The following is a 26,087-nucleotide window of genomic DNA, read 5'->3' as shown; positions in this document are numbered from 1 at the left end:
CGCTCCGTTCACCTGCGCGGGCCCGTCGCCGACGGGTCCGCGCACGCCGCTTCCTGAGCGGCCATCACCTCGTCACCGTGCTCGAAGGCCCACGCCCCGAACGCGTCGATCGGCGCGAGCAGCGTCCGGCCCAGATCGGTGAGCCGGTACTCGACCCCGGGCGGCGCGCCCGGCAGCACCTCCCGCTCGACCAGCCCGTTGAACTGCAATCGGCGCAGCGTCTCCGTGAGCACCTTGGAGCTGATGCCGCCGATCCGCTCCCGCAGCTCGACCGGGCGCGCCGGCCCGTCCCGCAGCGCCCAGAGCAGCACCGCGTTCCAGGTGTTGGAGAGCAGGTCGAAGGCGAGGCGGGCCCGGCAGTCGGCGAGGAAGGCGTCGGTCGTCACGTACCAAATGGTGCCTGAGGCGGCTCCTAGCGTCGGGGTGAACGTTCGAAGCGACACGCGACAAGGAGCACATGATGAGAATCGGCGTACTGGGCACGGGCAACATGGCCGACGCGCTCGCCGGCCACTGGGCGCGGGCCGGACACGAGGTGACCATCGGCGGACGGGACCCGCGGAAGGCGGAGCGCCTCGCCGCACGCATCGGAGGCGGCGCACGGGCCGCCGGCCTGCGGGAGGCGGCCGCATCCGGCGAGGACGCGGTGCTCGCCGCGCTCCCCTTCGGGGCGGGAGCCGACGTCGTACGGGACCTGCGCGCGTCCCTCGACGACAGGACACTGGTCGACTGCTCCAACCCGATCGGCCCCGGCTTCCGCCTGCTGACCGACGGAGCCCCCTCCGCCGCACGGCAACTGGCCGCGGCAGCCCCCGGCGCGCACGTGGTCAAGGCGTTCAACCTCTGCCACGAGGACGTCTGGCGCATGCGGCCCCCGGTCTTCGACGGGCGCCCTCTGTCCGTCCCGGTCTGCGGCGACGACGACACGGCCGTGGCCCGCGTACGACAACTGGTACGCGACACCGGATGCGCACCCGTCCGCGCCGGCGGCCTCGACCAGGCCGGTCTCCTCGAAGCGACCGCCGCCCTGTTCATCGCCCTGTGGGTCGGCGAGGGCGCGGACGCCCAGGCGATCGCACCCCCGCTCGCCTTCGCGACCGGGCCCGCGCCGCGCGGCTGAGCGCTGGGTACCGTACCGCCATGAACAGCAAGCACGTGGCGTTCGACGAGCTCGACCGGAAGATCGTCGCGGCGCTCATCGCGAACGCCAGAACGAGTTTCGCGGAGATCGGCGCGGCCATCGGTCTGTCCGCCACGGCCGTCAAACGGCGGGCCGACCGGCTGCGCGAGAACGACGTCATCACCGGATACACCGCCACGGTCCGGCCCGCCGCCCTCGGCTGGAGGACCGAGGCGTTCGTCGAGGTGTACTGCGACGGCGCGGCCCCGCCCCGGCGCCTCGCCGAGGTCGTCCGCAACCACCCCGAGATCACCTCCGCGATGACCGTCACCGGCGGCGCCGACGCGCTGCTGCACGTCAGGGCCACCGACGTGGGGCACTTCGAGGAGGTCCTCGAACGCATCAGGGCCGAACCGTTCATCCGGAAGACGATCAGTTACATGGTGCTCTCCCACCTGCTGCCGGACAGCGCGGAGGCCGGGGCTCGTGACGCGGCCCCCGACCTGACGCCCGAACCCGCCCTCGGTGACGCAGCAAACCCGCGCTGACCACGCGAAACACGCAGCATTCCTGCGGGGGCACGCATTCAAATGTCCTTGTCGAGCGCGGCCACCGCTTTCTACCTTTGGAGGACACCCCCGGTCGTCTCCCGCAGGAAGCGGAGGTACCCGCCTGTGCCCAGGCGCTATCTGGTGTGCGAACCCCGATACTTCGACGTTCGCTACGCCATCAACCCGTGGATGCGTGAGGACGCGCCGGTCGACACCGCGCTCGCCCTCGCGCAGTGGCAGAACCTGATCGAGGCCTACCGCGCCCACGGCCACACCGTCGAGACGGTGCAGCCGGTCCCGGACCTGCCCGACATGGTGTTCGCCGCGAACTCGGCGCTCGTCGTCGGCGGACGCGTCCTCGGCTCGAACTTCCACGCCGAGCAGCGCCGTCCGGAGTCCGTCGAGTACGCGACCTGGTTCAAGGCCGCCGGCTTCGACGTCCAGCGCCCCGAGTCGGTCTGCGAGGGCGAGGGCGACCTCGTCCCCGTGGGGCGCTACGTCCTCGCCGGCACCGGCTTCCGTACGACCCGGGAGGCGCACGCCGAGGCGCAGGAGTTCTTCGGCGTCCCGTTCATCGGCCTGCGCCTGGTGGACCCGTACTTCTACCACCTGGACACCGCCCTGTTCGCCCTCAACGACCCCGAGGGCGACGGGAACATCGCGTACTACCCGGAGGCCTTCTCCGCCGGCAGCCGCGAGGTGCTCGCGCACCTGTTCCCCGACGCGATCCTCGCCACCCGCGACGACGCCATGGCCTTCGGCCTGAACTCGGTCTCCGACGGGCGCCACGTCTTCGTGGCCCCCCAGGCGACCGGCCTCGTCGACCAGCTCGCCGAGCGCGGTTACGTCCCCGTCCCCGTCGACCTGTCCGAGTTCCACAAGGCGGGCGGCGGCATCAAGTGCTGCACCCAGGAGATCCGTTCATGACCCTCGCCCCCGTCCAGGCCGCGCGTTCCTCCGCCGAGCTGATCAGCGCCGAGACGCCCGTGCTCGCGCACAACTACCACCCGCTGCCCGTGGTCGTCGCCCGCGCCGAGGGCACCTGGGTCGAGGACGTCGAGGGCCGCCGCTACCTCGACCTGCTCGCCGGCTACTCGGCCCTCAACTTCGGCCACCGCCACCCCGAGCTGATCGACGCGGCCCACCGGCAGCTCGACCAGCTCACGCTGACCTCCCGCGCCTTCCACAACGACCGCCTCGCCGGCTTCGCCGAGGGCCTCGCCCGGCTGACCGGCCTCGACATGGTGCTCCCCATGAACACGGGCGCCGAAGCCGTCGAGAGCGCCGTCAAGGTCGCCCGCAAGTGGGCCTACGAGGTCAAGGGCGTCCCGGCGGACCGGGCGACGATCGTCGTGGCCGACGGCAACTTCCACGGCCGTACGACCACCATCGTCAGCTTCTCCACGGACGAGTCGGCCCGCGCCGGGTTCGGCCCCTTCACCCCGGGTTTCCGCGTCGTCCCGTACAACGACCTCGCGGCGCTCGAAGCGGCGATCGACGAGACGACCGCGGCCGTCCTGCTCGAACCCATCCAGGGCGAGGCCGGTGTCGTCATCCCCGACGACGGCTACCTCACCGGCGTGCGGAACCTCACCCGGCGGGCCGGCTGCCTGTTCATCGCCGACGAGATCCAGTCGGGCCTCGGCCGCACCGGCCGCACCCTCGCCGTCGACCACGAGGGCGTACGGCCCGACATGCTGCTCCTCGGCAAGGCGCTCGGCGGCGGCATCGTGCCGGTGTCGGCGGTCCTCGCCGGGCGGGACGTCCTCGGGGTGCTGCGGCCCGGCGAGCACGGCTCGACGTTCGGCGGGAACCCGCTGTCCGCCGCGGTCGGCTCCGCCGTCGTCGACCTGCTGGCCACCGGCGAGTTCCAGCGCCGCGCCACCGACCTCGGCGAGGTCCTGCGCAGCGGCCTCGAAGCCCTGACCGGCAAGGGCGTCACGGGCTTCCGGGCGCGCGGCCTGTGGGCGGGCGTCGACATCGACCCGGCCCTCGGCACGGGCCGTCACGTCAGCGAACTTCTCATGGCGGAGGGCGTGCTGGTCAAGGACACCCACGGCTCGACCATCCGCATCGCCCCGCCGCTGACCATCACGCGTGAGGAACTGGAATCGGCGCTGGACGCGCTGGGGCGGGTGCTCGGGTAGGGCGTGTGCCGCCCCGGCCGGTGATCTGTTGATCCGGCTCTCCCGTCGTGGGGGCTGGTCGCGCAGTTCCCCGCGCCCCTGAAGGCTGCGCGCAGCGCATGCCTTCAGGGGCGCGGGGTGAATCCGCGTGGCGCCGCATCCCGCCCGCCCCGCGCGCTCCGCTCGCTCAGGCCTCTTCGCCGCTGTCTCGCTCGGTGTCGTCCCCGCGACGCCGCAGCGCGCGCTCGGTGATGTGGGTGGAGAGTCTGCCGGTCGCGGAGCGGGCCCGGCCGAGGGTCTGCGTGCCGAGGCGCCGGGCGGCGTCCACGTTCTCCGCGCCCTTCTCCAGCGCCCTGTCCCGCACCTCCACGGCCGCCTCCTTCCAGCGCCGCGCCTCCAGCGACTCCCGGTCGCGCTCGATGCCGAGCCGCCCGTGGAAGTCCACGACGGCGACCTCCACCTCGTTGCGCGCCTGCACCACGTCCCGGGACGTGGTCGGGTGCAGCAGCACCTTCGCGTTGGCCGTCCCTGCCGCCGTGTGCAACCGGGCCATCAGGCGTTCGGTGCTCCGCGAGATGAGCTCCATCCGGCTCCGCCGGGCCGTGCGGACCCCGAGCCGGTGCCGGTCCAGTTCGTCCGGGGCCGTGTCCATGACCCGGTCGAGTTCGAGCACGGCCAGCGCGTCCTGGAGGCGGAAACAGTGCGCCAGCACGGCGAGCCACTCCCGGACCCGGGGCTCGACCTCCTTGGACGCCTTCGCCAGATCACCGACCTTGGACGTGCGCTCCAGCTTCTCCGCGAGCGCGTCGAGCCGGCGCAACGCGTACACCTGGGTCTGCGCGATCGTCGCCGCCGTGGCCTGCACCTTCGACCAGGTCACCTCGGAGACCCGGTCCACCTGCGCGCGGATCGCCAGGGCCTCCTCGATCACGAGGTCCACACCGCCCATGGTCGCCACCGCCGCGTCGTCCTGCGCGCGGAGCACGTCGTCGACCTTCTCGTCGATCGTGGCGAGATAGTCGCTGATCTCGTCCATGGCCGTCTGCATCGCCAACTGAGCCATCAGGGCCGCCGCGTTGGCGAGCCGCGCCGGGTTCGCCCGCAGCGGCCCCGCGCCGCCCTTCGCGAACTCGACGAACCCCTTGATCCGCCCGCTGTCCCCCTTCAGCACGCCCGTCCTCAGCCCCGACGCGGCGTTCTCCCGCAGCCCGTACTTCTCGACGGCCTGCGCGGACTCCTTCGTCAGTTTGACCCAGCGCCCCGAGTCGGCGGCCAGTTCGGACCCGGTCTGCGCGACCCCCGCCGCGGTCCCGAGCGCGTCGCCGAGCCGTCGCCGCCCCAGTTCTTTCGACGGCAGCCCCTCGGCGACGAGGAAACGCTCGACCGCGCTCGCGTCCCCGAGGACCGCGAGCCCCTCACCGTCACTGATCAGCTGAACTTCGTCCCGCATGTACGCCCCCTCGCGCCGCTCTCCCCGCCCGTCGTGAAGGTACCGCGCCGCGGGAGCCGTTCGCGGTCAGATCCGGCGGGCGCCGGCCGCGAGGCGCTCGGCGAGCGCGATCACCGCGTCCCGCAGTTCCCCGGGCCGCTCGACGACGAACGGCTGGTCCAGGCCGGCCAGGACGCCCGGGAGCCAGTCGAGCCGCTGGGCGCGGATCTCGACACGGAACCAGCGGTCGGCTCCGTCCCCACCGGGCCGCCCGTACTCCTCCACGTGCGCGACGCTCACGGGGAGACGCGCGCGGATCTGCTCGACCGTGCCGTGGATCCGCAGGACCACCTCGTGCTCGTACGCGGCCGAGGCGAAGCCGGCCAGGACGCGCTGCGCCGGGTCGGGTCCGTCCGGCGGCGGGTCGAACGAGCCGGGGAGGGTTCGTGGGTCCGCGATCCGGTCGAGGCGGAAGGTGCGGTCCTCGCCGAGACCGTCGTCCCTGCCGGTCACGTACCAGCGGCCCGCGTGGGCGACGATCCCGTAGGCGTGCAGGGTTCGTTCGGTGCGCCGGCCCTCGCGGTCGGTGTAGCGGATCGAGAGCGGGCGGCGGTGGCGCACCGCGTCGGCGACGGACAGCAGGACCGCGGCGTCCGGGGTCTCGGGCTCGCCGGGCCGCTCCGTGAAGTGCAGCGCCTCCGTGAGCGCGTCGAGTCGGGCGACCAGATGCCGGGGGAGCACGCGCCGGATCTTCGCCGACGCCGTCTCGTTCGCCGTGCGCTGCGCCGTCGTCAGCCCCGCCCGGCGCCCGGCGAGCAGACCGAGCAGCACGGCCAGCGCCTCGTCGTCGCCGAACATGAGCGGCGGCAGCCGGTGGCCGGGGGAGAGCCGGTACCCGCCGTAACGGCCGCGCACCGACTCCACCGGCACGTCCAGGTCGACGAGTTGGTCCACGTACCGCCGCACGGTGCGCCCCTCGACACCTAGGCGCTCGGCGAGCTCGGACACGGTGCGCGTGCCGCCCGACTGCAGCAGTTCCAGCAGGGTCAGCACGCGGCCGGTGGGTCGGGACATGGCCCCAAGCTAGCGCGAATAGAGGACCGATTCTGTCCCCTATCCCGCCTAGCCTGCGATACGTCCCGCCCCACAGCCCAGGAGATTCCCATGGACTTCGTCTCGATCCGCATCATCACCGGCGACGTGGCACGCCTCGTCGCCTTCTACGAACGGGCCACGGGGGTAACGGCGACCTGGGCCACCGAGGACTTCGCCGAGCTCAGGACCCCGGCGGCCACCCTCGCGATCGCCGGCACCCGCACCGTCCCGCTGTTCGCCCCCGGCTCCGCGCGCCCGGCGGCGAACCACAGCGTGATCACCGAGTTCCGCGTCGACGACGTGGACCGTGCCTACGAGAATCTGACCGGTTTCGTCACCGAATTCGTCACGGAGCCCACGACCATGCCCTGGGGCAACCGGTCACTGCTGTTCCGCGACCCCGACGGCAACCTCGTCAACTTCTTCACGCCGCCCGCCCGCTGAGCGGTTCAGCGCAGCCCGGCGAACAGGTCGTCCTCGCGCTCGCCCGCGCCGGGGCCGTCGTCGACCCGTACGAAGGTCTCCACGCCCATCAGCTCCCCGAACCGCTCCTTGCCCATCCGGAGGAAGAAGATGTTCTCGCCCTGACTGGCGTGCGCGGCCAGCGCGTCGAACTTCTGGCCGCTGAACGCGGTGGTGTCCACCCACGTGGTGATCTCGTCGTCCGGCAGACCGATCTTCGCCATCTCGGCGGCCTCGGCGGGGTCCGGCTCCGGCATGTCCTCGTGGAACTCGCGCATGATCTCCCCGAACCGGCCCATCATCGAGCGGGGCGCCGTCGTCCAGTACACCTTCGGCGTGAGGTCGGTCAGCTCGAGCGCCGCCATCGTGATGCGGTGGGCCTGGATGTGGTCGGGGTGGCCGTAGAAGCCGTTCTCGTCGTACGTGACGACGACGTCGGGCCGGTAGGTGCGCATGAGCTCCGCGAGCCGGGCGGCGCCCACCTCGACGGGGGTCTTCCAGAAGGAGTTGGGGGTGTCGTTGCTGGGCCAGCCCATCATCCCGGAGTCGGCGTAGTCCAGCGTCTCCAGGTCGCTGACCTTCAGGACGTCACAGCTGGCTCGGAGCTCCTCACGCCGCATCCGGGCGACGGCGGCCGGATCGTGCCCGGGATCGCCGGGCTTGACGCCTCCGGGTCCGTCCCCGCAGGCGCCGTCGGTACAGGTCACCAGCACGGTGCGGATGCCCTCCGCCGCGTACCGCGCGAGCACCCCGCCCGTTCCGGTGGCCTCGTCGTCGGGGTGGGCGTGCACGGCCATGAACGTCAGGGGCCGGTCAGTCATGAGAAGTCCTCCAGCGGAAACATGTGGTCGTCCAAGTGGTGGCAACAGTGTCGGGCGTGCGGCCTGTTCCCCGCACGCAGACTCGACCTCGCCGGTCCGTCACCCGCACCGGACAGCCCGCCCCGCCCGGGCCTGACCTTCCGGTGTGACAGGACGATCGAGCACGGTGGTGTTGATGTGCGGTCTGCCCGGATCGGGCAAGACCACGTACGCGCGGGAGCTGGTGCGGCGATCGAACGGCACGGGTGCCGCTGGGAGCTGGTCCACCTCAAGGCGGACCCGGAGACCCTGGCCCGTCGCCTCGCGGCGCGCAACAGCCAGGCGGGCGCCGATTCCGTCACCGTGGACGAGGCGCTCTTCGCCAGTTACGTGGCGAAGTTCGAGGAACCGAGCGGTGAGGGCGAGGAGTTGGTCGTACAGACCCCTTCCTGACCAGTAGGCTCGACCCGCAACACGACGCGAAGGGGAGTTCGGTGGCGCGGGTTGCGGTGATAGGCGGCGGGATCGGTGGGCTGGGGACGGCCCTCATGCTGGGGCGGCGGGGCCATCCGGTCACGGTGTTCGAACAGGACGCGCGGCAGGCCGGGGACGACCCGGACGAGGACTTCTTCCACTGGAACCGGCCCCGCGTCCCGCAGGCCGATCAGCCCCACTCCCTGCTCGCACCCGTACGCACCGTGCTGCGCGCCGAGGCGCCGGACGTCTACGCGGACCTGCTGGCGCGCGGGGCCCGGGAGTACCACGACTTCGACTGGTTCGACGAGCATCCCCCGCGCCGGGACGGCGACGAGGACCTGATCACCCTGCGCACCCGCCGCATCGTGCTGGAGGCCGCACTGGCCGCGGCCGTGCGCCGGGAGCCCGGCGTCGAGGTGCGCCAGGACGGGCGGGTGAGCGGACTCGTCTTCCGGGAAGGCGACCCGGCCCGGGTCACGGGCGTGCGGGTGGGAGCCGAGACCTGCGCGGCGGACCTCGTGGTCGACGCGTCCGGGCGCCGCTCGCCGGTGCCCGCGTGGCTGACCGGGGCCGGCTGCCGCCCGCCCGTGGTCGAGAGCCACCGCGCCGGGATCGCGTACCTGTGCCGCTGGTACCGCCTGCGCCCGGACGGGCCCCGCGACCCCGGGCGTGTGAAGACCGGCTCGGCCGCGCCGTTCGCGCTCGGCGGCGTCTTCCCCTCCGACAACGGCACGTTCGCGGCGAGCCTGGTGCTCTCCACGAGCGATCCCAGCCGCGCCGCGCTCACCGACCCCGCCGTGTTCGAGGCCGTCGCCCGTCGGTTCCCGGCGATCGCCGCCTGGCTCGACCTGGACCCCGAGCCGCGCTCGGCCGTCCTGCCCATGGCGGGCCTGGACAACCGCTGGACCGCCCTGACCGACGGGGACGGGCTCGTGGTGACGGGCCTCGTCAACGTCGGGGACAGCCTCATCCACACCAACCCCACCTTCGGGCACGGCGTGGCCCTCGGACTGCGCGCCGCCCAGCACGTCGCCGCCCACGCCGACGAGATCGCCGAGGACCCGACGGGCTACCACGCGTGGGCGACCGCGACCCTGCGGCCGTGGTTCGACACGCAGGTGAAGTCGGACCGCACCGACGAGGAACGCCTCGCCGTGGGCGCGCCGGCCACGAACCGGCGGGCCGCCGCCCGGGGCGCGTGCGCCTTCGACGACCCCGTCGTCATGCGGGCCCGGGCCCAGGTGCGCCACCTCCTGAAACACGCCGACGAGGCGTACGGGACCGACGAGGTGGAGCGGCACGTCACCGACTGGCTGGCGGCGCACCCGGAGTTCGCGCCGGGCCACGACGGCCCGACCCGCGCCGAGTGGGACGCCCTCATCCCCTGAGGACGCGATTCTCGGCGCGGGCGCCGGCGCGCGGACCTCAGTCGAAGACGACCGTGCGGTTGCCGTGCAGCAGGACGCGGCTCTGGCAGTGCCAGTTCACCGCGCGGGCCAGGGCGAGGCGCTCCGCGTCACGGCCGACCCGGACGAGTTCGTCGGCGCTCTTGCGGTGGTCGACGCGGATCACCTCCTGCTCGATGATCGGGCCCTCGTCCAGGTCGGCGGTCACGTAGTGGGCGGTGGCGCCGACCAGTTTGACGCCGCGCCGGTGCGCCTGGTGGTACGGCTTCGCACCGGCGAAGCTCGGCAGGAACGAGTGGTGGATGTTGATGGCCCGCCCCTCCAGGGTCTTGCACAGGTCGTCGGAGAGGATCTGCATGTAGCGGGCCAGGACGACGAGGTCGACGGCGTGCTCCTCGACCAGGCGCAGCAGCCGCTCCTCGGCCTCGGGCTTGGTGTCACGGGTGACCGGGACGTGCAGGAAGGGGACTCCCGCCTGCTCCACCTGGGCGCGCAGGTCGGGATGGTTGGAGACGACGAGGGCGATGTCACCGTCGAGCGTGCCGCTGCGCCACCGGTACAGCAGGTCGGCGAGGCAGTGGTCGAACTTCGACACCATGACCAGCAGACGCGGCGCGGCACCGGCGTCCCGCAGCCGCCACTCCATCGCGTAGGCCTCGGCGGTGGCGGCGAAGCCCTCCTGGAGGTCGTCGAGCGTCGCCTCGTCGGGGGCGCTGAAACTGGTGCGCAGGAAGACGACGCCGGTGTCCGTGTCGTCGAACTGCTGGTGCTCGGTGATGTCACAGCCCCGGCCGACGAGGAACGCCGTGACGGCGTGCACGATGCCGGGACGCTCGGGGCAGTTCAGGGTCAGGATGTAGGGCTGGGGCACGACCGGCTCACCTCTCCTGGGCGTACGCGACGGGCTCGGTGTCCTCCTGGTACTCGACGCACGCGTCGGTCAGCCACGCGGCGAGGTACCCGGCGAAGGAGGACCGCACCAGCAGCCGGATCTCGCGCGGCCCCGCCGGACCCTGCGCGCGGACCACGAGCGTGACACCGGCCTGCGCCAGGAAGGTCGTGTGGCAGGAGCCCTCGGGGGCGCTGCGCGGGGCGAGGTCCAGGGCGCAGCCGTGCGCCAGGACGTCGGGGAGCAGCGCGCCGGACAGGGCGAGCACGGTGCGCTGCGCGGAGGTGTCGGTGACCGTGGCGAACGCGTCGCCGATCGCGGCCCGCAGCCCCGCCGTGAGCTCCCCGGCGCGGTCGGGGTCCGCCACCAGCAGCCATTCGTCGGGCCCGAGCCACAGGGCCTCCACTCCGGCGCCGAGGCGTGCGGCACCCGGGCCGGGCAGCGCGTACCCGAGGTACCCCTCCACGGCCTCGGCGGCGGGCGTGTCCGGCTCGACGCGGAGGGTGAGCTGGGTGAGGAAGGGCAGCTCCCGGACGCTGAGTCCCGGCGGCAGGGACGGGTTCCACCCGGCGAGCGGGCTGATGCGGACCGGGCGTGCTGAGGTGTCAGCCGTCACGTCGGGCCCCTTCCTTGTCGTAGAGCACGGGTTCGGCGACGGTCACCGCGACGGTGCGGCCGTCCAGCGGGACGTAGAGGGTCTCGCCGATGCGCTCGGTGCCGGAGCGCAGCAGCGCGAGCGCGAAGGTGCGCCGGAGGGCGTCGCTGCGGTAGCTGGAGGTGACGTGGCCCAGCATCGGCACCGGAGGAGCGGGCACCGTCTCGGTGGCGATGATCTGCGCGCCCTCGGGGAGCAGCGTGTGCTCGTCGGCCGGCAGCAGCGCGACGAGCTGCTTGCGGTCGGTCCGCCGGTTCTCCGCCCGGTCGAAGGAGCGCTTGCCGACGAAGTCCTTCTTCTTCTTGGAGACGACCCAGTTCATGCCGAGGTCCTGCGGCGTGACCGTGCCGTCGGTGTCCTGCCCGATGATCGGGTACGCCTTCTCGGCGCGCAGCACGTGCATGGTCTCCGTGCCGTACGGGGTGATGCCGAGGGGCTGCCCGGCGTCGTACAGCGCCTGCCAGACCGTCGTCGCGTACCAGGCGGGCACGTTGACCTCGTAGGCGAGTTCGCCGGAGAAGCTGATGCGGCACACTCGCGCCTCGACGCCCGCGATGACGGTGTCGCGCCAACTCATGAAGGGGAACGCCTCGTTGGACACGTCCAGGCCGTCGCGGGCCACGGTGGCGAGGACGTCGCGCGAGCGCGGGCCGACCAGGGGGATCGTGGCCCAGTGCTCGGTCACCGAGGTGAGGTGGACGCGGAGTTCCGGCCACTCGGTCTGGAGCCATTCCTCCATCCACTCCAGGACCTTGGCGGCGTTGCCGGTCGTGGTCGTGACGAGGAACTCGCTCTCCGAGACCCGGATCACGGTGCCGTCGTCCAGCGCCATGCCGTCGACGCCGCACATCACGCCGTACCGGATCCGGCCGGGCTTCAGATTGCTCATCAGGTTCGTGTAGAGCCGGTCGAGGAGGATCCCCGCGTCCGGACCCTGCACGCTGATCTTGCCGAGGGTGGAGCCGTCCATCATGGCGACGCCGGTGCGGGCGGCGCGGCACTCGCGCAGCACGGCCTCGTCCATGTCCTCGCCCGGGAGCGGGTAGTACCAGGGCCGCTTCCACTGGCCGACGTCCTCGAACAGGGCGCCGTGGTCCACGTGCCAGGCGTGCAGCGCGGTCACCCGGACCGGGTCGAAGAGCTCGCCCCGGTTGCGCCCGGCGAACGCCGCGAACGCGACCGGCTGCACCGGGGGCCGGAAGCTGGTGGTGCCGAGCGCGGCCACACTCGTCCCGAGGGCCTCGGCGACGATGCCGGACGTGAGGATGCCCGAGGTGCGGCCCTGGTCGTGGGCGGTGCCGATCGTCGTGTAGCGCTTGACGTGCTCGACCGAACGCAGCCCCGCACCCGTCGCCCGGAACACGTCGCTGACGAGCGCGTCCCGCTGGAGGTCGACGAACTGCGCGGAGCCGTCCGCCCCTTCCTGCGGACTCGGCACCCGCCACAACTCCAGGGCGGGGTGCGGCAGTTCGGTCGCCGCCGCGGGTACCCCGGTGGGCGGGACGGCGACGCCGAGCGCGTCCAGGGCGGTGGCCGTCGCGGAGATCCCGGCGGCGAGGCACTCGCCGAGCGTGCGCAGCCCGTCCGCCGCACCCGCGGTGCGCACGGTGGGCAGGGCGGCGGCGGGCACGAACGTGGCGAGCCCGGCGTCGTAGCGGAGTCTGCCGCGGGCCTGGCTGAACAGGGCCACCGACGGGTTCCAGCCACCGGAGACGAGCAGCACGTCGCAGTCGATGCCGCGCCGGTGCGCGACCGCGCCGTCCCGCTCGGCCACGTGGACGCGCGAGATGCGGGCGATCCCGCTGGTCCCGGTCACGACGTGCCCGGCGTGCACGGGGATGCCGCGCTCGGCGCAGGCGGCCGCGAGCCGCTCGGGGACGGCCGGGCGGGCGTCGATGACGGCCGCCACCGCGACGCCCGCGTCGGACAGGTCGAGCGCGGCGTCGTACGCGCTGTCGTTCGTGGTGAACACGGTGACCCGGCGGCCGGCGAGCACGCCGTACCGGTGCAGATAGGTGCGGGCCGCGGAGGCCAGCATGATGCCGGGACGGTCGTTGTCGTCGAAGGCGACCGGGCGCTCGGTGGCGCCGGTCGCGTGCACGACCTGTTTGGCCCGGATCCGCCACACACGCTGGCGGGCCTTGCCGGCCGGGGCCGCCGCACCGAGATGGTCGGTGCGCTTCTCCAGAGCCAGCACGAGGTTGTCGTCGTAGTGGCCGATCGCGGTGGTGCGGGTCAGGAGCGTCACGTCCGGGTCGGCGGCCAGCCGGGCCGTCGCCGCGTCCACCCACTCCTGGGCCGGGCGGCCGTCGATCGTCTCGCGGGTGCCGAGCAGGCTGCCGCCGAACTCCGGGGCGCTGTCCAGGAGGACGACCCGGACGCCGGTGCCGGTCGCGGCGAGCGCGGCGGCGAGCCCGGCCGGTCCGGCGCCGACGATCAGCAGCTCCGCGTGCAGGTGCTTGGTGTCGTAGCGGGCCGGGTCCGGCGTGGCGGACAGTCGGCCCTGACCGCCGAGACCCCGGGCGGCCAGGCCCTCGTACAGCTCGACGGTGGTGGCGGTGAGCATGGGCTCGGGGAACGGCGCCTCGATCTGCACCAGCGCGTTGGGCTCCTCGACGCCGGCGGCCATGATGCCGCGCGGGCGGCCGTACTTGATGCCGGTCGCCACGTGGTGCACGCCGTGGGCCAGGAGCGCCGAGGCGAGGGTGTCGCCCGGGTGCCCGGTGTAGGCGGTGCCGTCGAACGTGAAGGAGAGGGTGGTGGAGCGGTCGACGCGGCCGTACGCGGACCCGGCCCGGAACTCGGTGCTCATGCGGTGGCCTCCTGGTCCTCGCGCGGCGTCGCGGCGAGCGGGCTCGGGGAGCCGGTGGCGTACACGGACAGGAACTCGTAACTCACCGTGTCGCGCACGGCGTTGAACCAGCGGCGGCACCCGGCCGTGTGCGCCCAGCGCTCCGCGAAGGGGCCCTTCGGGTTGTCGCGGAAGAACACGTACCCGGCCCACTCGTCGTCGTCGAGCGCGAAGGGGTCCTCGGGGTGGGCGACATGGGCCTGGCCGCCGTAGTGGAACTCGGTCTCCTCGCGCGGTCCGCACCAGGGGCAGGGGATGAGCTGCATGACGGTCTCCTCGGAAGGGTCTCAGTGCGCGACGGCGGCGGCGCCGTGCTCGTCGACGAGGGCGCCGGTCGTGAACCGGTCGAGGGTGAAGGGCGCGTTCGTGGGGTGCGGCTCCCCGGTGGCGATCGTGTGGGCGTAGGCCCAGCCGACCCCGGTCGTCGCCTTGAAACCGCCCGTGCCCCAGCCGCAGTTGAGGTACAGGTCCTCGACGGGCGTGAGACCGACGATGGGGGAGGCGTCGGGTGTCGTGTCGACGATGCCGCCCCAGGTGCGCAGCATGTGGGCGCGCGCGAACACGGGGAACAGCTCCAGGGCCGCCGCCATCTGCCGCTCGATGATGTGGAACGCGCCGCGCTGCCCGTACCCGTTGTAGCTGTCGATGCCGGCGCCCATCACCAGCTCGCCCTTGTGCGCCTGGGAGACGTACACGTGCACCGCGTTGGACATCACGACGGTGGGGTGCACGGGTTCGAGGAGCTCGGAGACGAGCGCCTGGAGCGGGTGGCTCTGCAGGGGGAGGCGCAGGCCGACCATGGCGGCGAGCACCGAGGTGTGTCCCGCGGCGGCGAGCGCGACCTTCCCGGCGGCGATCCGGCCGCGCGTCGTGTTCACCCCGGTGATCCGGCCGCCGCTCACGTCGATGCCGGTGACCTCGCAGTTCTGGATGAGGTCGATGCCGTACGCGTCCGCGCGCCGGGCGAAGCCCCAGGCCACGTAGTCGTGCTTGGCGATGCCCGCGCGCGGCTGGTAGGTCGCCCCGTGCACGGGATAGCGCACGTCGGGGCTGATGTTGACGATCGGGCAGACCTTCGCGACCTCGTTCGGCTCCAGCCACTCGGCGTCGATGCCGTTCAGCTGGTTCGCGTACACACGCCGCTTGCTGTCGCGCACGTCCTGGAGGTTGTGCGCGAGATTGAGGACGCCCCGCTGGCTGAACAGGATCGGGTAGTCGAGATCCTCCTCCAGCGTCTCCCACAGCTTCAGCGAGTGCTCGTAGATGCCCGAGCTCTCGTCCCACAGGTAGTTGGAGCGGATGATCGTGGTGTTGCGGGCCATGTTCCCGCCCGCCAGCCACCCCTTCTCCAGGACCGCGATGTTCGTGATGCCGTGGTTCTTGGCGAGGTAGTAGGCGGTGGCCAGACCGTGCCCGCCGCCGCCGACGATCACCACGTCGTACGAGGGCTTCGGGTCGGCGTTGCGCCACAGGAATTCGGGGTGGTCGGGCAGGACGTCGCCGGGGGTCATGAGGACTCCTTGAAAGCCAGCATGCGACACACTGATATATCAGAGACGCGAGAACGCTAACCAGCGTCGGCGCGGGCCGTCAATGGTGCGGGAGCGGCTGTCCGCGGACTGATATATCAACCGGGTTCTGCGTTACAGTCGTCCCCCCGGAAGCGGGGTACACCGAGGGAGATCCGCATGACCTCCGGAGCCGTGGCGCAGGAGCAGCCGCACGGTCCGACGCTCGCCGAGCAGGCGTACCGGACGATCACCGACCGCCTGGTCACCCTGGAGATCCGCCCCGGCGCGCCGGTCCACGACGGCCGCCTCGCCGAGGAGCTGGGCCTGGGCCGGACTCCGGTGCGCGAGGCGCTGAAACGCCTGGAGACCGAGCGGCTCATCGTCTCGTACCCGCGCCGCGGCACCTTCGCCACCGAGGTCCAGATCGCCGACCTGAGCCACATCTCCGAGGTGCGTCAGCAGCTCGAACCGCTGGCCGCGTCGATCGCCGCCCGCCGCGCCACCGCCGCCGACCGTGAACGGCTGGGCGAGTACCTCACCCGACTCGAATCCGCCTCGGGCGAGTCCGGCGGGGAGACCGAGCTGCTGCGGCTCGACATGGCCGTGCACCGCGCCGTCTACGCGGTCACCCACAACCCGTACCTCGAGGCCACGCTCATCGGCTACGACAACCTGGCCACCCGCATCTGGTGCCTGTTCATCGACCGCCTCGAAGGCCTCGACCAGCATGTGCACGAGCACGAGCAGATGCTTCAGGCGGTCATCGAGGGGGACGCGGCGAAGGCGTCCGCGCTCGCGGCCGAGCACGTCGACCACTTCGAGCGGGCGATCCGGGCGCTGATCTGAGGCGGCGCGCCGGCGTCGGGCAGACAGGCCAGGCACCTCATCGGTCGGGCCTCCGCTCCGTGTCCTCGTGCCTCCCGGCTAGCCTCCCACCAACGCCCGGACCAGGCGCCGCATGGCGGGCCGCGGGTCGGGGGCGCCGGACCAGCTCGTCATCAGCAGATGGTGGGCCGTACCCACGATCGCGAGGGCCGTGGAGTCCGCGTCGACGGTGCCGGCGACCCGGCCGGCGCCCTGTTCGGCCTTCAGGTAGGCGGTGACGGCCTCCTGGATCGTCGTGTACCCGGGCGCCCCGGCCTCCAGCGCCTCGCGGACCAGGAGCGCGGCGGCGGGGCGCGTCATGACCAGGCCCGAGATGCCGGGGCCACCGGCGTCGAACAGTGCGAGGGCGACAGCCTCCAGGTTCCCGGCCGGGGTGCCCTGACCGACGAGCGTCGGCAGTTCCCGCGCCCGCGCCGTCGTCCGTGCGAACCGGTCGAGACACAGCTCGGCCACGAACGCGTCGAACCCCGCGAAGTGCGCGTGCAGCAGGCCCTTCGCGCACCCCGCCTCCGTCGTGACCGCCCGGCTGGTGAGCGCTCCCGGCCCCTGACTCTCCACGACGCGCTCCGCCGCCGCGAACAGCCGCTCGCGCACGTCCGGTGTCGCCACTCCGCGCGGTGACATGGCCCTCTCTTCCGCTCCGCCCCTGCCGCCCCTCGCCGTCGGCGCGGGGTGCCGTGGCCCCGAGCGTAGCCGGTGATTGTCAGTTTGGGCATCTGCCCATACTGTTTGGGCGCACGCCCATTCTTCGTGGCCCGGCACAGGAGGCACCCGTGCGCGACATCGTCAACACCGAGCAGGCACAGGCATGGAACGGCCCGGAAGGCGTCCACTGGGCCCGGCACCAGGACCGCTGGAACGCCGTGAACGGCGGCTTCGACGAGCCGCTCCTCGACGCCGCGCGCATCGCCGCCGACGGCCGCACCCTCGACGTCGGCTGCGGCGCCGGCCGGACCACCCGGCTCGCCGCGCTCCGGGCACCCCAGGGACACGCGCTCGGCCTCGACCTCTCCGGGCCCATGCTGGCCGAGGCCCGGGCGAGCGCCGAACGGGAAGGCGTGACCAACGTCCGCTTCACGCAGGGCGACGCGCAGACGTACCCCTTCGAGCCCGCCTCGTTCGACACCGCGATCAGCCGCTACGGCGTGATGTTCTTCGCCGACCCCGTGGCCGCGTTCGCCAACGTCGCCCGGGCGCTGCGCCCCGGCGGACGCCTCGCCTTCGTCTGCCCCGCCGACGCCGCGCTCAACGCGTGGGTGACCGCCATGGCGACCCTGCGCGACCTCCTGCCCGTCGGCGACTTCGGCCGCCCGGGGCAGCCCGGCATGTTCTCCCTCGCCGAACCCGACCGGGTCCGCGACCTCCTCACCTCCGCCGGATTCACGGGGATCACCCTCACCCGGACGGAGGCCTACGGGATCTGGGGTCACGGGGCCGAGGACGCGGCGGAGTTCCTGCTGGGGACGGGCCCCGGCCGCCACCTCATGGAGCAGGCCGACGCCGGCGCGCGGGCGCAGGCGCGGCGCACCCTCACGGACCATCTGCGCGGCCACGAGACGGCGGACGGCACGGTCCGGCTGCGCAGCACGTCGTGGCTGGTCGGCGCCGAGGTCAGGGCCGGTTGCGGCTGAGCGCGACGATGTCGCCCGGGCACGTCGGCGTTCTCGTGCCCGGGCGGGCCGTCAGCGCACCGCCGTGATCACCTCCCCGGCCGCGCGGGCCCCTTCGGTCGCGCCGCCCTCCATGAAGCCCTGGAAGTCGTACGAGCAGTGCTCGCCGCCGATGTGGACGCGTCCTTGGGCGACGCCCTCGTAGCCCGCGTACCGGTGGAGGTAGCCGACGGGCCAGTACGAGTAGGCGCCCAGCGCGTACGGGTTCTTGTGCCAGGCGGAGAGCTGGGCCCGGCCCGTCCAGGCCGCCCGGGTACCGGGGAAGACCTTGTCGATCTGGGCCAGGTGACGGGCCGCCAGGTCGCGGACGTACGGGTCGTCCTCGAACGCGAACGGGGTGGACGGGTCGAGGGACGCGGCGAGGGAGCCGCCGCCGTACTGGATGAGGATGCCGCCCGTGCCCGGCTGCACCTTGGTGGTGTCCCAGGTCTGCTGGAAGTCGGCGTCCGTGAAGCAGTCCCCGGCCGAGACGCCCGGCCAGGCACCCGTGCCCCGCCAGGGGCGGCTGCCGAACTGGAGGTTGAGCTTGCTGCAGTGGCCCATGCGGGCGTCCCGGAGCAGGTTCGTCATACGGCTGTCGAAGCCGGCCCGGGACAGGTCGAGCCGCTGGAGCACGGGCAGGGGCACACACAGGATCGTGTGGTCGGCGGTGACCGTGCGGGTGGTGCCGGAGTCGGTGAAGGTGAGGGTCTGGGTGCCGTTCGTGTTCGCCGTGACCGCGGTCAGGGACCAGCCGTGCCGGACCGTCCCGTCGGGCAGGGCGGCGGCGATGGCGCGCGGCAGCTGGTCGTTGCCGCCGACGACGTGGTAGCGCTCGTTGGACAGCCCCCAGATGTTGAAGTTGCCGGGATTGGTCTGATAGCCCATCAGGAGCACGAGGGCCAGGGCCGATTGGTCGACCGTGTCGGCGCCGTACTCGACGTTGTACGCGACGTCGAACCACCGCCCGAGCGGCGAGGCGTGACCGCCGGGCACCCGGGAGTCGATCCACTCGTACAGCGACATGTTGTCCAGGGCCGTCCCGGTGGGCGTGGTCTGGTTCCAGAACACCTCGCCCGAGTTCTGGAGGTCCTGGTGCAGAGCCTGGTAGACCGGCTTGAAGTCCTCGTCGGCCTGGGCGCGGGAGTAGTACGCGCCGTTGAACCAGAGGATCTCCTCCGCGCCGTTCGGCCCGCCGCCGAGGAAGTCCTCCAAGGGCAGGTCGAAGCGGCGGCACAGTTCCTGCATCTTCTTGTGGCTGGTGTCGATCAGCTCGCCGCCGATCTCGGACGTCTGCCCGTACGCCCAGTGCGCGCGCTGCGAGTACATCCGGCCGCCGACCCGGTCCGGGTGCGCCTCGTACACGGTGCAGCCCAGGCCCGCGTCCTGGAGGGTGAGGGCGGCGGTCAGACCCGCGATGCCCGCGCCGACGACGGCGATCCGGGGAGCGCCGGCGGACGAGGCCGCTCTCGCTCTCGGCGCGGGCAGCGCGGCCGCGGCCACGCCGGAGGCCGCGGCGGCCTTGAGGACGGTACGGCGGGTGGCGTTGCGTTCGCGGAACTCATGGACGGGGACGCGCAGTTGGGCGGCGGCGTGGTGCTCGGCGGTGAGGTGGCGCAGGGCGTGCATCAGATGCGTTCGAGCCATGGTGCGTACTCCCTCTCTCGACTGGCGGTGCCCGCTGGGTCCGCGTCGCTCACACGATCGCGGTCGTCCGCACCTCCTCCTCCCGCTCCGTGGCGTCCTCGAGCACGATGCGGCCGATCACCTCGTAGCGGTCCGGCCGGCGGGAGCGGAGGTACAGGCCGAGGCCCAGGCCTCCGCAGAACACGAGGCCGACGATCCACGGGATCGCCTTGAAGAACAGGGAGTCGGCGGCCGAGCCCGCGGCCGTCTCCATGTTGAGGACGAGCAGTACCACGACGGCGATCATGCCGACGCCGCCGAGGAGCGGGGCCAGGAACGTGCGGAACCAGTGCCGGTCCTCCGGGTGGTTGCGCCGGAAGTAGCCGATCACCGCGAACGAGCAGAGCGTCTGCACGATGAGGATGGCCATCGTGCCGAGGATGGCGAGCAGCGTGTAGAGGTGCAGATACGGGTCCTGGCCGGTGAGCCAGAAGGCGGCGACGATCGCCACCGCGATGACCGACTGGGTGAACGAGGCGAGGTACGGGGAGCCGTGCCGGGGGTGGGTGCGGCCCAGGGCGGGATGCAGGAATCCCTCGCGGCCGATCGCGTACAGATAGCGCGAGGCGCACTGGTGGAAGGCCATGCCGCACGCGAACGACCCGGTGATCAGCAGCCATTGGAACGCGTCGACGGCCCAGGCTCCGATGAAGCTGTGCGCGGGGTTGAAGAAGAGGTCCAGCGGACTCGTGCTCGACGAGACCTTCACCGCTCCCGCCAGGCCGTTGCCGGCGATCGTCATCCAGGACACGTAGATGTAGAAGATGCCGACGCCGACCACCGAGATCAGGGTGGCGCGCGGCACGACACGCTTGGGGTCGCGGGATTCCTCGCCGTACATGGCCGTCGACTCGAAGCCGACCCACGACCAGAAGGCGAAGAAGAGTCCGAGGCCCGCCGAGGTGCCGGTGAAGGCGTTCTTCGGATTGATGGGCTCGACCGGGATGCCGTCGGGGCCGCCGCCGTGGACGAGGACCGCCGTGGCGACCGCGAAGAGCACCGCGATCTCGGCGATGAGCATGACGCCGAGCGCCTTGGCCGTGAGGTTGATGTCGAAGTACGACAGGGCCGCGGTGACGAGGAGCATGGCCGCGGCGTAGACGATCCAGGGGACGTCCCAGCCGAGCTGGTCGTGGACCGTCGTCTGAGCGAAGTACGAGAACACGCCGACGATCGACGCCTCGAACACGACGTACGCCAGCACGGCGAGCATCCCGGACGCCATGCCGGCGATCCGGCCCAGGCCGTGCGAGATGTACCCGTAGAAGGCGCCCGCGGCGGTGATGCGCTTGGCCATGGCGACGTAGCCGACGGAGAACACCGTCAGGACGAGCGTCGCGAAGAGATAGCCGGCGGGCGCCCCCGTGCCGTTGCCGAAGCCGACGGCGATGGGAAGGTTGCCGGTCATCGCCGTGATCGGTGCGGCCGTGGCGACGGCCATGAAGACCACCCCGACGAGCCCGACCGAGTTGGCTTTCAGCCGATGGACCGGAGGATTCTGATGTGCGCCGTTCGCCGCTGTTTCGGGCATTTTCATCCCTCTCTGGGGGCTGCCACTGCGAAATCCGTAGATGGGAACGTGGTGCGCTTGCGGATGCGTCAGTGTGGCGGGGTGGTGAGCCGGGTCACAACGGACAGGGCGTCGTGCAATCCCCGCCGGAGCGCGACGAGTTGTCGGGGCCGTGCGCGTCGGAGGGCGGTACGGGCGCGACGGTGGAGAGTATGGGTGGGCGGCGGCGCCCGCGGTGCCGCTCGCCCGACGCTCCATCGCCGTGCCCAGGAGGCGTGATGCACACCTTCACCTACGACGCCCTGCCCGGACGGGTCGTGTTCGGTCCGGGCGCGGCCCGCCGGAGTCTGAGAGACGAGATCGACGCGTTCGGCGCGCGCCGGATCCTGCTCGTCGCCGGAGGGTCCGCGACCGGACCGGCGCGCGACCTGTGCGCTCCGTTCGCCGACCGGGTCATGGCCGCGTTCACCGAAGTCCGCCCGCACGTCCCCGCCGAGACCGCCGAGCGCGCCCGCGCGGCGGCCGTCGGCGCCGATCTGGTGCTGTGCGTGGGCGGCGGATCCACGACGGGCACCGCCAAGGCCGTCGCCCTGACCACCGGCCTGCCGATCGTGGCCGTGCCCACCACCTACGCGGGCTCCGAGGTCACCCCGGTGTGGGGCCTCACCCAGGGCACCCGCAAGACCACCGGAACGGACCGCCGCGTGCTGCCCCGGACGGTCGTCTACGACCCCGAGCTCACCCTCGGCCTGCCGGCCGCGCTGTCCGCGGCCAGCGGCCTCAACGCCATGGCCCACTGCGTCGAGGCGTTCTGGGCCCCCGGGCGCAATCCGGTGTCCGGCGCCGTCGCCGAGGACGGCATCCGGCACCTCGCGGCCGGACTGCACGGCGTCGCCGCCGACCCCGCCGACCCCGTCGCCCGTACGTCCCTGCTGCTGGGCGCCTACCTCGCCGGGTCGGCCTTCGCCGGCGCCGGATCCGGCCTCCACCACAAGATCTGCCATGTCCTCGGCGGCGCCTTCGACCTCCCGCACGCGCAGACCCACGCGATCGTGCTCCCGCACGTGCTGGCGTACAACGCCGCGGACGCTCCCGAGGCCGTGGCCCGCATCGCCGCCGCGCTCGGCAGGACCGACCCCGCCGCCCGACTCCACGACCTGGGCAGGAATCTCGGCGTACCGGCCGGGCTGCGCGAACTCGGCCTCGCGGAGGGCGACTTGGACACCGTCCTCGGCGACATCCTCGCCCTCGCGCCCGCCGACAATCCGCGCCCCGTCACCGCGCAGAACCTCGCCGGGCTGCTGCACGCGGCATGGGAAGGCACGGCACCTTCGAGGGGGAGCGACGCATGAGTGCCGAGCACGAGGACGCCGCCGAGCGGGAGCAGGCGGTCACGGCGGTCACCGAAGAGGTGCTCGCCGCTTTCGACGCCACCCCCGACCCTCGGCTGCGCGCGATCATGCGGAGCCTGGTCGGGCATCTGCACGCCTTCGCCCGCGAGGTCCGGCTCACCGAGCGGGAGTGGGAGACGGCGATCGCGTTCCTCGCCCGCGCCGGCCACCTCACCGACGAGCGCCGCCAGGAGTTCGTCCTCCTGTCCGACGTCCTCGGACTGTCCATGCTGACCGTCGCCCTCAACGCACCGGACGCCCCCGGGGCGACCGAGGCGACGGTCCTCGGCCCGTTCTTCGTCGACGGCGCCCCCGAGATCCCGCTCGGCGGCGACCTCGCCCAGGGCGCGCCCGGCACCCCCTGCCACGTGTCGGGCCGGGTCCGGTCCACGGACGGCAGCCCGGTCGGCGGAGCGCTGCTGGACGTCTGGGGAGCCGACGAGGACGGCCTGTACGACGTCCAGTACCCCGGCGAGCACTGTGCGGGACGCGGGCGCCTGCGCACGGACCCGGACGGCGGCTTCCGGTTCTGGACCGTGCTGCCGACGCCGTACCCGATCCCGCACGACGGCCCGGTCGGCGACCTGCTCACTGCCTGCGGACGCGGCCCCATGCGCCCGGCCCACCTGCACTTCAAGGTGACCGCCCCCGGCTTCCGCACCCTGACCACCCACCTCTTCGTCGCGGGCGACCCCCATCTGGGCCGGGACGCGGTGTTCGGCGTCAGGGACAGCCTCGTCGTCGAGGCCGCCCACCACGAGGGCGGCACGGCACCGGACGGATCACGGCCGCGGGGCGCGTGGGCGAGCATGGCCCACGACCTGGTCCTGGCACCGGACCATGGATCCGCACCCGGTCGCTAGGGTCGTTCCCGTGACGCACCCCGTACCGGCCACCAGGACCGCCCCCGCCGCCTCGCCCGCGCGCCCCTCCACCCACCCCGCCGTACCGGACGCTGTGCCCGGCGGCGCGCTGGAGGGGCTGGACCGGCGGATCGTCGCCGCGTTGCAGATCGACGGGCGGGCCTCGTGGCGGCGGATCGCGGCGGCGCTCGGTGAGCCGGAGCGGAAGGTGGCGCGGCGTGGGCTGCGGCTGCTGGAGAGCGGGGACGTCGCCGTGCGCGGGCTCGTCATGCGGGGCGAGACGGTGATCCTGCGGATGACGTGCCGGCCGGGCACCGTGCGCGACGCCGCGGTGGCCGCCGCGCGGCGCCCGGACTGCATCTTCTCGTACGCCCTGGCCGGGCCGGTCGACTGCGTGGCCGAACTGCAGTGCCCGCCGGGCCGGCTGGCGCCGCTGATGCTGGACGAGGTCCCCGAGCTGCCGGGCCTGGTCTCGCAGAGCGTGTCCCCGGTGCTGCGGTACTTCCGCACGGTGCACGAGTGGTCGCCGGGCATCCTGGACGCGGACGAGGTGGAGGCGCTCGGCGGGCAGCCCCGGGACGTGGGGCAGCCGGTGCCGCCGCGCATCGAGATCGGGCCGGAGGAACTGGCGATCCTGGGGGCGCTCGCCGAGGACGGGCGCAGCACGTACGAGGACCTGGCCGCCGTAGCCGGGGTGTCCGTGGCCACGGCGCGGCGCCGGGTGGAGGCGCTGACGCGGGAGGGCGTCGTCAGCATCCGGGCCGCCGTCGAGCCCGCGCTGCTCGGCCTGCCGGTCGAGGCGCTGCTGTGGATCAAGGTCAGGCCCGACGAGGTCGAGAAGGTCGGTGAGCTGCTCGTCGCGTCGCCGCTCGTGCGGTACGCGGCCGTCGTGATGGGCGAGCACCAGCTCCTGGTCGACGTGACGCAGCCGTCGAAGGCGGCGCTGCACGCGTTCCTGACCGCCTCACCCTGGGTGCGGCACGTGGAGTCCGTGCAGTCCCATCTGGTGGTCGAGTCCTTCAAGCGCAGTGGTGTCGAGTTCCCCGGCGTCGATCACCAGACCGCGCAGGGCGACTGAAATCGTCAGCCTTGCTTCTCTGGCGTCCTAAAAATTCATCAGTCACCAAGCATTGACTGAAACAGTCATCGGCTTCAGTGTGGTGCATCACACGCGTTGCGCTCCCGGCTCCGTCCGGTTCACCGCGGCGACGACGCTCCTCGTGCCTGCTGCCCAAGGAATGCCATGCCTGTTTCCCCCGGCCCTGTCGCCTCCAGCTCTCCCGCGTCCGCTTCCGCCGGCGAGGACATCTGCGTGCTCGACGCCGTGGACCTCGCGGCGCGGATCCGGCGCGGAGAACTGTCGGCCCGCGAGGTCGTCCAGGCCCACCTCGACCGCATCGAGCGGCACAATCCGGTCGTCAACGCGATCGTCACCCTGGACGCGGAGGGCGCGCTCGCCGCCGCCGCAGACGCCGACGCACGGCAGGCGCGCGGCGAGGAGCTCGGCCCGCTGCACGGCCTGCCCATCGCCTTCAAGGACACCCACGCCACCCGCGGCATGCGCACCACGCACGGCTCGCCCCTCTTCGCCGACCACGTCCCCGACGAGGACGAACTCCTCGTGCGGCGCATCCAGGAAGCGGGCGCCCTCCGCATCGGCAAGACGAACGTCCCCGAGTTCGCGGCCGGCTCCCACACGTTCAACACCGTCTTCGGCGCGACCAGGAACCCGTACAGCCTGGACCGGTCCGCCGGGGGCAGCAGCGGCGGGGCCGCGGCCTCGCTCGCCGCCGGGTTCCAGCCCATCGCGGACGGCAGCGACATGGGCGGTTCGCTGCGCAACCCGGCGTCCTTCTGCAACGTCGTCGGCCTGCGCCCCACCCCCGGCCGTGTCCCCTCGCACCCCACCGGCAACCTCTGGGACACCATGGGCGTCGCCGGGCCCATGGGCCGCACCGTCGCCGACACCGCCCTGCTGCTGTCCGTCATGGCCGGCCCCGACCCCCGCGTCCCGATCTCCCTCGGCGAACCGGGCGCCGTGTTCCGCGCCCCGCTCGCCCGCGATCTCACCGGCCTGAGGGTCGCCTACGCGCCCGACCTCGGCGGCCGGGTCCCCGTCGACCGCGACGTGCGCGAGGTCGTCGAACGCCAGGTGCGGGTCTTCGAGGACCTCGGCTGCGACGTGATGGAGGACTGCCCCGACCTGGACGGCGCCGAGGACGTGTTCCGCACGCTGCGCGCCCAGGAGTTCCACCACGGCCTCGGCGCGCTGCTCGACAGCGACCGCGACTCCCTGAAGCCCAGCCTCGTCTGGAACATCGAGGAGGGGCGCCGCCTGACCGGCGCCGACCTCATCCGCGCCCGCGACGGGCACGCCCGCATCCACCTCTCCGCCACCGCCTTCTTCCAGCGGTACGACGTGCTGATCGCCCCGGTCAGCCAGGTCACCCCCTTCGCCGTCGAGTCGGAACACCCCACCGACATCGACGGAGAGCCGCAGCACACCTACCTCGACTGGATGCGCTCCGCGTACTTCGTCACCGTCCTGGGCTCACCCGCCCTCTCCGTCCCCGCCGGCTTCACCTCAGCCGGGCTTCCCGTCGGCCTCCAGATCGTGGGCCCGCCCCGCGCCGAGAGGACCGTGCTCGAGATCGGCGCCGCCTACGAGGCGGCCACCGGGCACGGACGCCGTCGCCCCTCCCTCCCGTAGTCGTATGGAGCCCCGAATGGA

Annotated in this window: 25 protein-coding genes; 13 read left to right on the top strand and 12 right to left on the bottom strand. The window is 72.7% G+C overall.

The window, feature by feature from the left end:
* Positions 1 to 8: 8 nt before the first annotated feature.
* Positions 9 to 386 (bottom strand): winged helix-turn-helix transcriptional regulator, encoded by a 378-nt coding sequence (locus tag ACZ4E1_RS34605; RefSeq protein WP_467546982.1) that lies wholly within the window; start codon positions 384 to 386, stop codon positions 9 to 11.
* 74 nt (positions 387 to 460) lie between these two features.
* On the opposite strand from ACZ4E1_RS34605, the gene ACZ4E1_RS34600 reads away from it, so the two are divergent.
* The 4 genes from ACZ4E1_RS34600 (at position 461) to rocD (ending at position 3,818) form a co-directional block, all read left to right on the top strand.
* On the top strand, positions 461 to 1,120 hold the full coding sequence (locus tag ACZ4E1_RS34600) for an NADPH-dependent F420 reductase (protein ID WP_467546980.1): 660 nt from the start codon (positions 461 to 463) through the stop codon (positions 1,118 to 1,120).
* Positions 1,121 to 1,140: 20 nt separating this feature from the next.
* Positions 1,141 to 1,668, top strand: coding sequence for an Lrp/AsnC family transcriptional regulator (locus tag ACZ4E1_RS34595; protein WP_467546978.1), 528 nt, complete (start codon positions 1,141 to 1,143; stop codon positions 1,666 to 1,668).
* 144 nt (positions 1,669 to 1,812) lie between these two features.
* The gene (gene ddaH / locus ACZ4E1_RS34590; RefSeq protein ID WP_467546976.1) at positions 1,813 to 2,598 is read left to right on the top strand and encodes a dimethylargininase; all 786 of its coding nucleotides are present in this window, start codon (positions 1,813 to 1,815) and stop codon (positions 2,596 to 2,598) included.
* Complete coding sequence (rocD, locus tag ACZ4E1_RS34585) at positions 2,595 to 3,818, top strand: ornithine--oxo-acid transaminase (protein ID WP_467546974.1); 1,224 nt, start codon at positions 2,595 to 2,597, stop codon at positions 3,816 to 3,818. Before ddaH ends, rocD begins: the two co-directional genes overlap by 4 nt.
* Positions 3,819 to 3,984: 166 nt before the next feature.
* On the opposite strand, the gene ACZ4E1_RS34580 is transcribed toward rocD, so the two are convergent.
* Together ACZ4E1_RS34580 and ACZ4E1_RS34575 are read right to left on the bottom strand one after the other, a co-directional pair.
* Entirely contained in the window at positions 3,985 to 5,247 is a 1,263-nt protein-coding gene (locus ACZ4E1_RS34580; RefSeq protein WP_467546972.1) for a cyclin family protein, read from the bottom strand.
* 66 nt (positions 5,248 to 5,313) lie between these two features.
* Entirely contained in the window at positions 5,314 to 6,300 is a 987-nt protein-coding gene (locus ACZ4E1_RS34575; RefSeq protein WP_467546970.1) for a helix-turn-helix transcriptional regulator, read from the bottom strand.
* A 90-nt stretch (positions 6,301 to 6,390) separates the two neighbouring features.
* Between ACZ4E1_RS34575 and ACZ4E1_RS34570 the strand changes: the two genes are divergently transcribed.
* Complete coding sequence (locus ACZ4E1_RS34570) at positions 6,391 to 6,765, top strand: VOC family protein (RefSeq protein WP_467546968.1); 375 nt, start codon at positions 6,391 to 6,393, stop codon at positions 6,763 to 6,765.
* A 5-nt stretch (positions 6,766 to 6,770) separates the two neighbouring features.
* On the opposite strand, the gene ACZ4E1_RS34565 is transcribed toward ACZ4E1_RS34570, so the two are convergent.
* A complete protein-coding gene (locus ACZ4E1_RS34565) occupies positions 6,771 to 7,604 on the bottom strand; it encodes a PIG-L family deacetylase (protein WP_467546966.1) in 834 nt (277 codons plus the stop codon).
* 175 nt (positions 7,605 to 7,779) lie between these two features.
* Here ACZ4E1_RS34565 and ACZ4E1_RS34560 point away from each other — a divergent pair, with 175 nt between their 5' ends.
* Complete coding sequence (locus tag ACZ4E1_RS34560; protein WP_467547012.1) at positions 7,780 to 8,043, top strand: hypothetical protein; 264 nt, start codon at positions 7,780 to 7,782, stop codon at positions 8,041 to 8,043.
* A 34-nt stretch (positions 8,044 to 8,077) separates the two neighbouring features.
* Positions 8,078 to 9,448, top strand: a complete 1,371-nt coding sequence (locus ACZ4E1_RS34555; protein ID WP_467546964.1) for an NAD(P)/FAD-dependent oxidoreductase — start codon at positions 8,078 to 8,080, stop codon at positions 9,446 to 9,448.
* A 37-nt stretch (positions 9,449 to 9,485) separates the two neighbouring features.
* On the opposite strand, the gene purU is transcribed toward ACZ4E1_RS34555, so the two are convergent.
* The 5 genes from purU to ACZ4E1_RS34530 are packed head-to-tail and all read right to left on the bottom strand — an operon-like array spanning position 9,486 to position 15,372.
* Entirely contained in the window at positions 9,486 to 10,337 is an 852-nt protein-coding gene (gene purU / locus ACZ4E1_RS34550) for a formyltetrahydrofolate deformylase (RefSeq protein WP_467546962.1), read from the bottom strand.
* A gap of 7 nt (positions 10,338 to 10,344) precedes the next feature.
* Positions 10,345 to 10,971: a sarcosine oxidase subunit gamma gene (locus ACZ4E1_RS34545; RefSeq protein WP_467546960.1), complete on the bottom strand. Its 627-nt coding sequence runs from the start codon at positions 10,969 to 10,971 to the stop codon at positions 10,345 to 10,347.
* Entirely contained in the window at positions 10,961 to 13,822 is a 2,862-nt protein-coding gene (locus ACZ4E1_RS34540; protein ID WP_467546959.1) for a 2Fe-2S iron-sulfur cluster-binding protein, read from the bottom strand. Before ACZ4E1_RS34540 ends, ACZ4E1_RS34545 begins: the two co-directional genes overlap by 11 nt.
* Positions 13,819 to 14,127, bottom strand: a complete 309-nt coding sequence (locus tag ACZ4E1_RS34535) for a sarcosine oxidase subunit delta (protein ID WP_467546957.1) — start codon at positions 14,125 to 14,127, stop codon at positions 13,819 to 13,821. The genes ACZ4E1_RS34540 and ACZ4E1_RS34535 overlap by 4 nt, the downstream gene beginning before the upstream one ends.
* Before the next feature lie 21 nt (positions 14,128 to 14,148).
* Complete coding sequence (locus tag ACZ4E1_RS34530; RefSeq protein ID WP_467546955.1) at positions 14,149 to 15,372, bottom strand: sarcosine oxidase subunit beta family protein; 1,224 nt, start codon at positions 15,370 to 15,372, stop codon at positions 14,149 to 14,151.
* 177 nt (positions 15,373 to 15,549) lie between these two features.
* Between ACZ4E1_RS34530 and ACZ4E1_RS34525 the strand changes: the two genes are divergently transcribed.
* Entirely contained in the window at positions 15,550 to 16,218 is a 669-nt protein-coding gene (locus ACZ4E1_RS34525) for a GntR family transcriptional regulator (protein ID WP_467546953.1), read from the top strand.
* A gap of 78 nt (positions 16,219 to 16,296) precedes the next feature.
* Here ACZ4E1_RS34525 and ACZ4E1_RS34520 read toward each other — a convergent pair whose 3' ends face one another.
* On the bottom strand, positions 16,297 to 16,881 hold the full coding sequence (locus ACZ4E1_RS34520) for a TetR/AcrR family transcriptional regulator (protein ID WP_467546952.1): 585 nt from the start codon (positions 16,879 to 16,881) through the stop codon (positions 16,297 to 16,299).
* A gap of 149 nt (positions 16,882 to 17,030) precedes the next feature.
* Here ACZ4E1_RS34520 and ACZ4E1_RS34515 point away from each other — a divergent pair, with 149 nt between their 5' ends.
* A complete protein-coding gene (locus tag ACZ4E1_RS34515) occupies positions 17,031 to 17,888 on the top strand; it encodes a class I SAM-dependent methyltransferase (protein ID WP_467546950.1) in 858 nt (285 codons plus the stop codon).
* A 51-nt stretch (positions 17,889 to 17,939) separates the two neighbouring features.
* Here ACZ4E1_RS34515 and ACZ4E1_RS34510 read toward each other — a convergent pair whose 3' ends face one another.
* Entirely contained in the window at positions 17,940 to 19,553 is a 1,614-nt protein-coding gene (locus ACZ4E1_RS34510) for a flavin monoamine oxidase family protein (protein WP_467546948.1), read from the bottom strand.
* Positions 19,554 to 19,602: 49 nt separating this feature from the next.
* Complete coding sequence (locus tag ACZ4E1_RS34505) at positions 19,603 to 21,129, bottom strand: APC family permease (RefSeq protein WP_467546946.1); 1,527 nt, start codon at positions 21,127 to 21,129, stop codon at positions 19,603 to 19,605.
* 251 nt (positions 21,130 to 21,380) lie between these two features.
* Between ACZ4E1_RS34505 and ACZ4E1_RS34500 the strand changes: the two genes are divergently transcribed.
* The 4 genes from ACZ4E1_RS34500 (at position 21,381) to ACZ4E1_RS34485 (ending at position 26,066) form a co-directional block, all read left to right on the top strand.
* The gene (locus ACZ4E1_RS34500; protein ID WP_467546944.1) at positions 21,381 to 22,454 is read left to right on the top strand and encodes a maleylacetate reductase; all 1,074 of its coding nucleotides are present in this window, start codon (positions 21,381 to 21,383) and stop codon (positions 22,452 to 22,454) included.
* Complete coding sequence (locus ACZ4E1_RS34495; RefSeq protein WP_467546941.1) at positions 22,451 to 23,356, top strand: intradiol ring-cleavage dioxygenase; 906 nt, start codon at positions 22,451 to 22,453, stop codon at positions 23,354 to 23,356. Before ACZ4E1_RS34500 ends, ACZ4E1_RS34495 begins: the two co-directional genes overlap by 4 nt.
* A gap of 10 nt (positions 23,357 to 23,366) precedes the next feature.
* Positions 23,367 to 24,434: an Lrp/AsnC family transcriptional regulator gene (locus ACZ4E1_RS34490; RefSeq protein ID WP_467546940.1), complete on the top strand. Its 1,068-nt coding sequence runs from the start codon at positions 23,367 to 23,369 to the stop codon at positions 24,432 to 24,434.
* A 165-nt stretch (positions 24,435 to 24,599) separates the two neighbouring features.
* Entirely contained in the window at positions 24,600 to 26,066 is a 1,467-nt protein-coding gene (locus ACZ4E1_RS34485; RefSeq protein WP_467546938.1) for an amidase, read from the top strand.
* The last annotated feature ends 21 nt before the right edge of the window (positions 26,067 to 26,087 follow it).

Source organism: Streptomyces sp. NPDC025806 (assembly GCF_055558275.1).
The sequence above is the reverse complement of the archived record's forward strand: the minus strand, read 5'-3'. Positions and strand labels throughout refer to the sequence as shown.